The 12,188-nt window shown below is 71.8% G+C and carries 6 protein-coding genes; 1 reads left to right on the top strand and 5 read right to left on the bottom strand.

The annotated features are described in order from the left end of the window. Positions 1-22: 22 nt before the first annotated feature. Both WMF11_RS33020 and WMF11_RS33015 read right to left on the bottom strand, forming a co-directional pair. Entirely contained in the window at positions 23-2,443 is a 2,421-nt protein-coding gene (locus WMF11_RS33020; RefSeq protein ID WP_437973569.1) for a fused MFS/spermidine synthase, read from the bottom strand. Between the two features lie 103 nt (positions 2,444-2,546). Next, the gene (locus tag WMF11_RS33015; RefSeq protein WP_437973568.1) at positions 2,547-3,092 is read right to left on the bottom strand and encodes a hypothetical protein; all 546 of its coding nucleotides are present in this window, start codon (positions 3,090-3,092) and stop codon (positions 2,547-2,549) included. Positions 3,093-3,200: 108 nt separating this feature from the next. Here WMF11_RS33015 and WMF11_RS33010 point away from each other — a divergent pair, with 108 nt between their 5' ends. Continuing rightward, complete coding sequence (locus WMF11_RS33010; protein WP_437973567.1) at positions 3,201-4,421, top strand: M14 family metallopeptidase; 1,221 nt, start codon at positions 3,201-3,203, stop codon at positions 4,419-4,421. A gap of 194 nt (positions 4,422-4,615) precedes the next feature. Here the strand turns inward: WMF11_RS33010 and WMF11_RS33005 are convergent, their stop codons facing one another. From WMF11_RS33005 to WMF11_RS32995, 3 genes are all read right to left on the bottom strand, one after another. Then, the gene (locus WMF11_RS33005; RefSeq protein ID WP_437973566.1) at positions 4,616-5,815 is read right to left on the bottom strand and encodes an MFS transporter; all 1,200 of its coding nucleotides are present in this window, start codon (positions 5,813-5,815) and stop codon (positions 4,616-4,618) included. Positions 5,816-6,010: 195 nt separating this feature from the next. Beyond that, positions 6,011-6,601, bottom strand: coding sequence for an N-acetyltransferase family protein (locus tag WMF11_RS33000; protein WP_437903230.1), 591 nt, complete (start codon positions 6,599-6,601; stop codon positions 6,011-6,013). A gap of 225 nt (positions 6,602-6,826) precedes the next feature. Next, positions 6,827-11,866, bottom strand: coding sequence for a zinc-dependent metalloprotease (locus WMF11_RS32995; RefSeq protein ID WP_437973565.1), 5,040 nt, complete (start codon positions 11,864-11,866; stop codon positions 6,827-6,829). Positions 11,867-12,188 lie beyond the last annotated feature (322 nt).

The following is a 12,188-nucleotide window of genomic DNA, read 5'->3' as shown; positions in this document are numbered from 1 at the left end:
CGCGGACGGGGGCTGAGCGACCTCAGGGCGCGAGGTGCCGCGCGCGCGGCGCCCGCGTCCGGTAACGCTCGAGGAGCGCAAGGGTCGCGTCGAGCGACGCGCCGTACGGGAGCACGTTCCCCTTCGGCGTGGCGTACTCGAGGTAGAGGTTGTCGTCCGTGGACAGGATCGGGCCGCCGTCCTCGGCCGCGTCGGCGATGAGGCGGTCGAGATCGTCGCCCGAGGTGACGAGGGCGTCGAGGAGGTCCTCGAGCCGCGCGCCGGCGAGCGTCGCCTGGAGCGACGGGCGCGCGTCGAGCCCGGCGAGGCGCGCCTCCGAGGCGACGAGCGGCGCGCCGCTCGCGACGAGGATGCCCTGCGCGCCGCCCACGAACAGCGCGACGTGCGGGAACGCGCTGCGCATCGTCCTCACCACGACGGCGAGCTCGCGCCGCCGGATGTGGTGGAGCTGCACCCACTGCTGCAGGACGCCGCCCTCGGTGAGCCGGGACCGGGCCAGCTCGTAGAACTCGTGGCTGTAGAGGCTCGCGGCGCCCGCGAACCAGACGCTGGTGAGCTCGATGGCGATGAGATCGTAGCGGCCCGGGGCGGCGACGAGCAGCTCGTTCCTGCCGTCGTTGAGCGAGAGGCGGACGCGGGGATCGTCGAGCGCGCGGAGGCTCGGGCCGGCGAAGAAGCGCCGAGACGCCTCGACGATCGCGGGCGAGATCTCGGCGACGTCGATGCGCTCGAAGGGGTAGGCCGCGATGGTGCCGGTCGTCGTGCCGGTGCCCAGGCCGATGACGAGCGCGGCGCGCGTGTCGCGGAGGAAGAGCGAGGGGAAGTGCGCGAACCGCCGCTGCGCCGTCATCTCGGGGCCGTCGTCGCCCTGGAACTTGCCGTTCGTGTACATGGTCGTGACGCCGGCGAGGTGCGCGACCGTGGTGACGCCGCCGTGCACGTCCTCGCGCACGAAGTCGATGCGCTCGGGGCGCGGCCCCATGGCGAAATAGACGTTCGCGCCGCTCGTGAGGCGGGCCATGTCCCAGCGGGGCGCGAGCACGGCGAGCGCCCCCGCCGCCGCGGCCAGCGCGAGGGCGCGGGGGAGCTCCGCCCCGGCGCGCGCGGCGGCGAGGACGGCCGTGAGGGCGAAGGCGAGCGCGATCGTCAGGAGCGCGCGCTCGGAGCCGAGCGCGGGCAGGATGAGGTAGCCGGTGACGATGGAGCCGGCGATCGTGCCCAGGGTGTTCGCGGAGGTCAGCCTGCCGACGCGCGCGGCGACGTCGGCGTGCGCGGCGGCGCGCGCGAGGAGCAGGGGGAAGGTCGTGCCCATGCACAGCGTGGGCAGCGCGAGGATCGCGAGGGCGGCGAGCGCGCGGCACGCCTCGCGGCCGGCCCACCCGTCGACGTGCTTGCCCGCGAAGGCGAAGAGCCGCGGGAGCTGGTCCCAGAGCGGGACGGTGGCGGCGAGCGAGAGCGCGGCGGCGGCGAGCCCCCGGGAGAGCGCGCCCTCGCCGTGGCGGCGCGCGAGGGCAGGCGAGCGCGCGGCGCCGGCCGCGAGGCAGACCAGGAAGACGGCGAGCATCAGCCCGAAGGCGTAGGCGCTGTTGCCGATGAGCAGCGCGAGCAGGTGGGTCTGGACCACCTCGGCGGCGAAGACCAGGAAGCCCGACGCGAACGCGAGCAGGAGCAGGAACGGCGGCTCGGCCCGGCCGGCGGCCGCGGGGAGCGGAGCGTCCGCGGTGCGGGCCTCGGGGGAGCGCGCGCCGGGGGCCTCGGGGGAGCGCGCGCCGGGGGCGGCGGCAGCAGGCGCCGGGCCGCGGAGCCCGGCGGAGATCGCGACGACGCCGAGGACGAGGTTGGCGATCGCCGCGGACCAGAGGGCGCCTCGGATGCCGAGGTGCGGGAGGACCACGTAGGCGCCGGAGAGCGCGCCGGCCGCGCCGCCCGCCGTGTTGATGGCGTAAAGCGAGGCGAGGCGGCGCGCGGCGTCGTGCTCGGCGGGGGGCGCGCCGCCGTCCGGCGCGGCGCCGGCGCGGAGGATGCGCGAGAGCACCGGGAGCGTGGCGCCCATCGCGACCGTGGGGACGACGACCACGAGGGCGGTCAGCGCGGCGCGCGCCGCGGTGAGCAGCGCGAGCGAGTCGGGCGCTGCGCGGGCGACGGCGACGTAGGCCGAGGTCAGCGCCTCGAACAGGAACGGCGAGACGGCGCAGATCGCGCCGACGATCACCTCGAGCGCGCCGTAGACGACGAGCGGGCGGCGCGCGGACGCGGCGTGGCGGCCGCCGAGGTGCGCGCCGAGGGCGAGGCCGCCCATGAAGGCGGCGAGCACCGTGCTCACGGCATACGCGGTGGCGCCGAAGACGTAGGCGAGCAGCTTGGAGAAGGCGACCTCGTAGAGGAGGCCGGTCGCGCCAGAGACGAAGAACAGGGCGGCCACGAGCGGGAAGCGGGAGCGCACGGGCGCGCACGCTAGTACAGGCGCCCGACGAGCAGGCACCTCAGAGCGCCGAGGACGATATCCGTCGGCAGGCGGCCGAGGGCGGGCGCGACGCGCCGCCTCGTTACCAGCCGAGCCGCTGCAGCCGCTCTCTGGCCCCCTTCACCCCGAAGATCGTCTCCTCGCCGGGCGGCACCACGGGCGCGAGCAGCACCGCCGCGAGCACCGCGGTGACGACCAGGGGCGCTCGCGCGTCGTCGCCGGCGATCGCCGGCTCTTCTACCTGCCAGACCCGCCGCGCCCGCGCGAGCAGCGCGTCGAACCCGCGCCCGCCGATCGCCCTCACCCCCGCCGCGGCGGCCGCGCGCACGAGCGGCGCGCGATCCAGCGGCACCGTCACGACGCGCACGCGGCTCGGCGTGCGCGGCATAGAAGAAGCGGCGGTGCGCGCGATGTCCACCTCGACGGCGTCGGCCATCGGCGTGGTCCCCGATGGGTACGCCTTCTTCTGCACGAGCGAGAGCTCCGCTCCGAAGAAGACGCGCGCCTGATGTGCCCAGCGGTGCTCGTCGATCCGCGCCTCGGGCTCCGGCGACAGCAGCGACCACCCCTGGCTCGGAGGCAGCAGCTCGATACGTCCTTCCGCCCACCCGTTGCCGTCGAATTCCATATGCGCGCCCGCTGCCACGGTAATCCCTGGTTTGACCTGGTCCGGATCGCACGAACGCGCGGCCGGTGGTCTATAGTTCGTGCCATCTAGGGTAAAGGTGAGCCCTGCATGCCGAAGTCCGATCAGGCGTCGGAAGAGCAAGGCCGGGCTGCCCTGAGGGCGGCCCTCTTTGTACACCGACGCGCTCCGCTCTCCCGTCTGCTCGCTCGCCGCGGGCTCGGTCCCTACCGCGGGTACGGCGAGCTCCTGGAGGCGATCGAGCGGCTCGCCGACCGCGGGGCGCAGGTCACGCTGATCGGGCGCTCGATCCGGGGCGAGCCGCTGCTCGCCGTTCACCTCGGCGCAGCCAGCCTGGCCGCTGCGCGCGGCGAGAAGCAAGCCGCGGGCCTCCTGGCGCCGAGCGCCCAGGGAGGACAGCGCGTTGCGAACGGCGTCTCGCTCCATCCGCTCGATGGCACGCCGGATGCCGATGGCAGCCGCGCGCCGGGCGGCGCGGATGACCGTGCGCCGAGCGACGCCGCCCTCGCTCCGTCGGCCGAGCGCGCCGAGCGCGCCAGCTTCCGCCCCTCGACGGGAGCCGGGTCGCGCGAGCGCGTGCGGACGACGGTGATCCTGTCCGGGATCCACCCCCTCGAGTGGATCGGCATCGAGGCCCACCTCGCGCTGCTCGATCGCCTCGCGACCCAGGACCTCGGCGGCCGGTCGATCCTCGCCGTCCCGATCGTGAACCCGGATGGGCTCCTCCGCGTCGAGATGAACCTCCGCGCCGGGCGACACCGGTACGTGCGCGGCAATGCCCGGGGCGTCGACCTGAACCGGAACTTCGACGCGGGGTGGTACGAGCGCGGCCTCATCCAGCGCTTCATCGGGCTCCTCTTCTCGCCCGGCAGCCGCCCCGCCAGCGAGCCGGAGGTGGAGGCCATCGCGCACGCGCTGTCGTCGCGCCGCATCGACCGCGCCTTGTCGCTGCACAGCGCGGGAGGCGCCGTGCTGTACCCGCCGGCGCACAGCCTCTGGCCCGTGGCCGACGCCGCCGAGCACCACGCCTTCGCGCTGCGCGTCGCGCGCGCCGCGGACCGCAGGCCGTACCGCGCCATGTCCTACGTCCGCTTCGCCTGGGGCGTCCGCAAGGCGGGCCTGGAGATCGACTGGCTCCACGATCGCCACGGGGCGCTGTCGCTCCTCGTGGAGTGCTCGCGCGGCAAGCTCGGCCTCCGGCCGTCGCGCCTCGTCGAGCCGTTCGCCTGGCACAACCCCCGGCGCCTCGACGACGCCACGCCGCCGCTCGTCGACGCCCTCCTACCCTTCGTGAAGGGCGCGCGCGCCTAGAGCGGCGGTCACCCGCTTCGGAGACGGGCCCATCTCGACGTTTTTGGTGCTCAGCGCACCGGAGTGCGCTTGCGCGCCGAAAACGCCGATCTGGGCCCGTCTCCTGTGCGGGTGACCGCCGCTCTGCTGCGGCTCTGGATGGTGCTGAGGGGGGGTGGGAACTGATGGGGTTTCGGAAGAACCAGGGGCGGCGGTCAGAGCTCGATCGGCTCGCTGACGGGGATTTTTTGCAGGCCGAGGAGGACGCCGAGGGCGGCGAAGGTGGCCGCCATCAGGCCGTACGCCGCGAGCGCCCGGTGCTCGATCAGCCAGCCGGCGCCGATGGGGCCGATGATCTGCGAGATGCTCGCCAGCGACTGGCTCACGCCGAGCGCCGCGCCCTGCTCGTCGCGGCCGACGCTCTTCGTGAGGAGCGTGGTGACGGCCGGCCGCACCACCGCCGCGCCGAACGCCGCGAGCCCCACGAGCGCGAGCAGCACGGGCAGGGTGTACGCGACGCCGAGCAGGCCGTAGCCGACCACCATCGTGGCGAAGCCGATCAGCGCGAGCCGCTCCTCGCCGTACCGCTTCGCCAGCCGGCCGATCAGGCCGCCCTGGATGCTGCCGCCGATGAGCCCGGAGAAGGCGTAGAGGTAGCCCGTCTCCTTGACGCCGAACGCGAAGCGCCGCTCGAGGAAGAGCGCAAGGCCGCCGATGAGCGTTGAGAAGGAGAGGGAGAAGGCGAAGAACTCGAGCAGCCGGCGGCGCGGGAGCGGCCGGTCGAAGTAGCGGCGGAAGGCGTCCCCGCGGCCGAGCGACGCCGGCCGGGCGGCCGCGGAGGTCGCCCCGCCCTGGGCCGCCGGCAAGGGCGGCTTCGCCGGGAGCAGCGTGGCCGTGAGGAGGACCGACAGGAGCGAAAGCGCCGCCGCGCCGTACGCCGGCGCGCCGTAGCCGAAGCGGCTCGCGAGCTCCCCCGTGATGGCCGGGCCGAGCAGGAACCCGGAGCCGAAGGCGATGCCGATCAGGCCGAACGCCTTGGTGCGCTCCTCGGGCCGGGTCACGTCGCTGATGTACGCCTGCGCGATCGTCAGGTTCCCGGCCGTGAGCCCGTCGATGATCCTCCCGAGGAACAGCATCCAGAGCGAGCTCGCCGATCCGATCACCAGGAACCCGAGGAACGTGCCGGTCTGGCTCGCGAGCAGCGTCGGTTTGCGGCCCACCCGGTCCGAGATCCGGCCGAGGATCGGCCCGGAGACGAGCTGACAGACCGCGTAGCTCGCCGCGAGCACGCCGACCACGAGCTCGCTGGCGCCGAAGTGCTGGGCGTAGAACGGGAGGAGAGGCAGGACGAGCGTGAGGCCGAGGACGTCGACGAAGACGGTAAGGAAGATCGGCAGGAGCGGCGAGCGGAGCATGGTGGCTTTCGGTGGCGATGGACTGCGGTGACGGCCGCTGGCGACCGGGCCGGCGATGGCCGGGCCTCCGGCGCCTGGACGGCGGTGTCCTCATGACGCATCTGCGCCGCGGCGGGTACCCTCCAGCGCGCGTCCAGCGCTCGTGCAGGGCACGGGCCGGGCCGCGGGCGGGCCCGGGGACACCCGCGCCGCGGCTCAGCGCTCCGACGGGGCGACCGCGCGCGGGTCGGGAGAGCGGAGCGCGAGGGTCATCTGGATGTCATCCAGGATGGCGCCGTCGACCCGGAACGCGTCCTCCCGGGTGCCGATCGGGACGAACCCCATCCCCGCGTAGAGCCGCCTGGCGCGCTCGTTGTTGGCGAAGACGCCGAGGTCGAGGTACTCGAGGCCCGCCTCGGCGCGGGCCCACGCGATCGCGGTCTCGAGCAGGCGCCGGCCGTGGCCCTGCCCGGTGTGGGGGCCGAGGATGCCCATCGCGACGACGGCGCGGTGGCCCTCGGACCAGACGCGGCCGCCGCGGAGCTCGATGTGCCCGATGATGCGCGCCCGCGGCTCGCTCGACCGGAGCAGCCAGGCCCGCCCCCAGAGCGGCTCGTCGAGCCCCTTGCCCCAGCGGTCGCGCGCGCTCTGCTCGACCTCGTCGGGGCTGAGCGACGTCGCGACGGCGAAGTGGGGCACGCCGCGCCGGCCGGACTCGGCCACGTGCTCGATGAGGTAGGCCGCGAAGGCCCGCGCGTCCGAGCGCTGGGCCGGGGCGATGGCGTGGAGGGCGGGGGAAGGGATCATGCCGCGGCGCGCGCAGCGCCACGGCGAGCGTAGTGCCGCCCTGGCGCCCGCGCGACCTCCAATGGCAGCAGGGCGGGCTCGGCCCGAGGGATCGGGACGGCCGGCGCGGCCCGCCGGGCAGGGCCGGGGCCGGCGCGCGTTCAGATCGCAGGGAGGGGGAGAGGAGGAGAGGGAGAGAGGAGGGCGGGGCCCCGGCGCAGGGCCCCCGGCGCGGGGAGGCGCGGATCAGTCGTCGTCGTTGTCGAGGTACAGGCCCAGCTGCTCCGGGTCGGCGAGCTCGAGCTGCACCATCATCTTGAGCAGGTAGTCGGGCACCGATTTGTAGCCCTTCAGCTCGTACGCGTAGTGGTTCTTGTAGATGGTGAGCTGGGTGCAGTTCTCGTTGATGTTCTGATCGCACGCCGGCACCTCCGTGAGCGGGCCGACCGCGGGCACGTCCTTGATCGCCGGATCCGGGATGATGATCGCGGCGCCGTCCGGGTGGTACGTGATCATCGGGCGACCGTACTTGTTGAAGCCGGGTCCGTACGCGGCGACGTACGCGGGATCCCCGGGGACGCTGGGGATGCTGCCGTCCGGTGGCAGCTGCTCGGGCTCCAACTGGCCGACGTACTTCTGCGTGTCGAGCTGGTAGCCCTTCGCGGTGAGGGCGTTGGCGTACTCGATCACGCGGGCCGCGATGCCCTTCTGCACCCACCTGCCGCCGGAGCCCTCGCAGGCCGCCCTGTTCTTGCCGGCCCCGAAGAGGCACTCCATGCCGTACGTGCGGGCGTAGTAGATCTGCCCGGACGTCGGGTCCTGCCACTCGATGCGCTGCTCGAAGCCCGGGTCCGCGTCGCTGCCGAGCCGGTAGACGCGCATCATGTCGAGCCAGTTCGTCTTGCCGTTCGCGGGGATGTTCGCGAGCGTCCACGCGATCAGGAACTTCTGCACCTCCCAGCCGATCTGCGGATCGACCGCGATGGTCCGGTCCACGACGGCCGGGTCGAAGTCGCCGCCGGTGTAGTTTGTGCAAAGGTTCTTCCCGTCGGTCGGGAAGCAGACCTTCGGCCCCTCGTTCGGCCACCAGCTGACCCAGCCCATCGGGCGCGCCGGGAACTCCTTCGCCAGCGGGTCGGGATCCTTGCTCTCCGTGTCGAGCACCGGGAAGCCGTCCGCGCCGGCCTCGAGGCGAGGCGCGAGGAGCGAGCGGTCGCCGGTGAGGGCGTTGGCGAGCACGCGGCGGTAGCCCTCGGGCAGCACGTCGGCCATGCCGACCGCGCGGAAGCGGGCGTCGTAGAAGTCGCGGCGGGAGCTGCTGACGAACCGGTCCTCCGACTCGGAGAGCAGGATGGCCGTGTTGATCTTGTCGTAGTAGCTGCCCGCGTTGGACGTGTAGTCGTTGTTGAAGTCGCCGTTGTCCTCCGAGTTCCGGTTCTCGAGCGGGTGACCGCCGAACCCGACGTCCTTCAGGTAGCCGGTCGAGCCGTTCGGGATCTGGACCAGCACCGGGGTGTTGACCGTGCCGCCGAAGCCGCGGAAGTCCTCGCCAGCGCCGTAGTCGTCGCCGTCGAGGTTCGAGCGCAGGACGTTCCACTCGGACCACGGATTGCTCTGATCGGCCTCCCAGTTGCGCAGGTAGTGCGGCCCTTCCTCCGGGCGGGCGAGCTGCCTCGTGAAGTGATCGAACGCCACCGTCGCGGCCACGACGTTCTCCTGGAGGCCGCCTTCGATGAGGAGCGGCCACAGCGTGTCGAACGACAGGCCCTGGTTCGTCGCGAGATCCTGGTAGATCGTCCCGAAGAACCCGATGCCGCCGGCGATGCCGAGCATCTTCTCGTTGTAGCGTTCATAGGATCGATCCGCCGCGGTGCGGACGTTGAACGTCGTGAGGTTGCGCCGGAAGTTGTCGAAGATGTGCCTGTTCTCCTGGGTGGTGATCAGGAACATCAGCTGCTCGTACGGGTCGGCGCCGTTGTCGTGACGGAAGACCGAGACGTTGCCGAGGTCGGCCCAGTTGTCCGTCGCGAACGCGTACGGCACGCGGACGCGGTTCTGGGCGTCGACCGCCGGACCGCCGCGGAAGGCGCCGAGCGCGGTCTCTTTGTCCTGCGGCATGCGCAGCTGCTTCCAGCCGACGTAGTCGACCGGCTGCTGGCGGCAGCGCTTCGTCTCGTCGCCGACCTTGACGATGCCGCCGTCGAGGAGCGTGTGCCACTTGCCGTCGAGCCGCTCGTTCCACGTCGCGGGCGGGGTCGCCTGCACGTCGTAGCAGTCGCGGATGACCTCGTACTGCGCTTGCAGCTGGGAGTAGTGGAAGTCGTTGACGCTGGGCGCGTTCGTGCTGTTGCCCTTCGCGAACATGCCGTACTTGATGCCGGCCAGCCCGCCGAAGTTGTCCGCGGCGGCGAGGAGCCCGCCGCCGATCCTGCCGCCGGCGAGGTAGTTGCGCTCGCCGTTGTCGTAGACGCTCACGGTGTCGCCGTAGAAGAAGCGCGCGGCCGCGAAGTCGTAGACGCCCAGGCCGACCAGGTCCTGCGAGACGTCGCCCGGGTAGTCCATGACCGTGGAGTGCTGGAACATCCAGATCATGTTCTTCTGCTCTTCGTCCGTGATCGCGTCGAAGTAGCGAGGGCCGACGCACTCCTCCGGGCTCTCGCCCGCCTCACCGGTGCACGCCGCCTTGACCTTCCCGTTCTTCGTCCTGAGCTGCCAGTACTGGGGCCGGAAGAAGAGCGAGGCGTAGCTGCTCACGAAGTTGTGGCGGAGGCCGATGGAGTGCCCCATCTCGTGCGCGATGACCGCGTAGTGGTAGCGGCGCTGGAGGTACTTGAACATCCTCTCGTAGCGCCCCCGCTTCTCGTCGGCCGTCTCCTCGTTGCCGACGGGGAACTTCTCGCGGAGCGCCTCCGCGAGGCCCGTCATCGCCGTGGCCTCGGGGGCCTCGTGCAGGATGCAGGCGCCGCGCTCGGCGAGCGCGTTGTCGTGCATGTGCCGGAGCCGCGAGTGCAGCTTCGGGTTGTTCATCGCGAACGGCGACGCCGCGTCGGCGAGCGGGCCCTCGATGGGCAGGCCGGCGGGGATGCCCGCGCGCTTCAGCATCGCCGGGTTCATCAGTTCCGACTCGGCGAGGCTGCCCCGGGCGGCCTTCATGCGGGCGCCCACGATCGCCTGCTGCGGGGAGGCGATGTCGCCCCGCACCGCGATGTCGGCGACCTTCGCCTTCATCGGCTTGATGAGCGCCTTGAGCTGCGGAGAGACGCCCTGCGCGACGAGGCTCTCGTACGCCTCGGGGTCGAGCTTCGTGGCGCTCGCGAGCCGCGACGTGACCTCGCGCTTCGTCATCGTGGGCCCCTGGCCGCCGCCGGAGATGCGGCTCGCCTGGGCCCAGTCGCGGATGTACTTGCCGTCCGTGATCTCGGAGGTCGGGATCTCGCCGTTGATGTAGCGGACGAGGTCGACCAGCTGCTGCGCCGCGGAGTCGGTGACGTGGCTCCAGATGTTGATGCTGGCGGCCACCTTCTCGCCGGTGAGCGGGTCGTCCGCGTCGGCCATGATGCCCCAGGGCGACGGCTTCTGCGGCTTCTCGACGATGAGCACGCTGTTGTAGCGGAGATCGCCGAGCCGCGGGGCGACGCGCTCCTCGAGGGGAACGCTCGTGTCGCCGCAGGCGGGGTGATCGCCCTCGATGACGGGGTTGTGGCAGAGCACGATCACGGACGGCTGCGTGACGACGCCTCCGATCGCGAGCGTCGCCTGGTCGCCGCCGCGCCGCTGAGAGAGCTGCTCCACGGCCTGCTTGGCCTGGTCGTCGCAGATCGACGCGTCCCAGCCCTGCTCGCGGCGGCACGCGTTCAGCGCGCGCGAGAGCGCGACGGCCTCGTCGATGTCGTCCTGCTGGCCCTTCCACATCGGGAACTGCGCGTCGCAGTCCTGGCCGCCCGTCTTCCGGCACTCGACGAGGCGCGAGGTCTGGATCGCGGTCTTCATCGCGAGATCCCACTCCTCGGCGGCCCACTGGGTCGCCTCGAAGATGTCCTCCGATGTGTCGCCGCCGACGTACCAGGGGATGACGACGGCCTCGCGCTCCGCGTAAGGCAGCGTGCACTTCTGCTTGTACACGTCGCACTGCGAGCCCGCGCCGGCCGCCGCGCACGCGTCCGCGGTGCCGTCATTGTCCTTGTCGAGGTTCGGATCGGCGTTCACGTCGCCGCCCGGGGCCGTCTCCCGGGTCGCGCAGGCGATCGCGCCCTCCATCGTCTCGGGGTTGCCGTAGAAGTGGCTGCGCTTCCAGAGGTTGTAGCGGGACGCGAAGCGCCGCCACTGGTTGTCCACGATGCCGTAGTTGCGCTCGTAGCCGTAGCGGGACTCGGCGGTGAAGATGCCGAACGCCTGGAACCTCACGCCGTCGAAGTCGATCGGCTCGTAGTCGGTGTCGACCACCTTCTTGAACGACTGCCGGATCGTGATCTCGACCGGGTTGCAGTTGCCGTACGGGTCGGTGCCGCCGGCGAAGTCGCCCGGGAGCATGCAGGCAGGGAACTTCTCGATGCCCCAGCCGAGGCTCGAGAGGTCGAGCAGGGCGGGCGTGGCGAACGCCTTCGTCGTGACGTCGAAGTAGCCGCTCCCGACGTCGAACCGCGGGGCGTCGGCGGAGGCGGGATCGCTGACGTAATAGGCGAGCGGCTCGTACTCGACACCTCCGTAGATGCCGATCTGCGACAGCGTGTCGAAGTCGTAGGCGTCGGTGACGAGGTTGCGGGACCAGTCGACGCGGAAGTACTCGCGCTCGTACCAGAGCCGGTCGCTCGTGTTCTCGACGATGACGTTCGACTCCTCGCCGGTCGACGGGTTGTAGTCGCGCACGATGTCGAAATGCGACTCGATCGCGTAGCTCGCGACGATCTGGCCGTCGTTCGTCGTCTTCTTGGTGAGCCCTTTGTAGTTGTTGCCCTTGCCGTCGGTCCCGTCGATGCGCTCGTAGGCGAGCCGGGCGTTGAGCTGGCGCTCGGTGACCTCCCACTTGATCCGGGAGACGGGCTGGGCGTAGGTCGACGTGAAGAGGCCATCTTGGGCGGCGCCGTACCCGACGTCGACGATCGTACCCCGCATGTAGAACTCGGGGTCATCGACGATGTCTTTGATGTCCTTTCCAACGAAGAAGGACTTGGCGAGCGCATCGCTCTGCACCCTTCTGATGGACGGCCGCTCCTCGGCGCAGCCCGCCCCCACGACGGTCAGCGCGACGGTGCCGAGGAGCACCGCACGCCTAAAAATTCGATTCATCAACGATCCTCCGGAAGCTGCCTGTCGAGATCGACGCACAAGCTGACCCTTCACGGCGCACAGGGCGCAGCGCGAGGTAGTCCCCCCAAGGCAAGAACGTTGCCAACGCTCGTCGACGCGCGAACGCGAGCTCTTTCGATAAGTTAAGCACCTGTCGCACATGCGCATCGGGGGTGGCGTTAAAGAGTTAACTGTTGCCGGACGAGCTTGCGACCGGCGCCCGTCTCCGGGGTGACGGCGGCCGGAGCGGTGCTCGGGACGGTCGACGGCGCGCGGCGCGCCCGCGCGCCGCCGGGGGCCGACAAGTCGTCGGCTGTCGAGT

Origin of the sequence: Sorangium sp. So ce295 (assembly GCF_051527405.1) — a bacterium.
Classification (GTDB): Bacteria; Myxococcota_A; Polyangia; order Polyangiales; family Polyangiaceae; genus Sorangium; species Sorangium cellulosum_B.
This window is presented reverse-complemented; position numbering and strand designations above follow the sequence as displayed.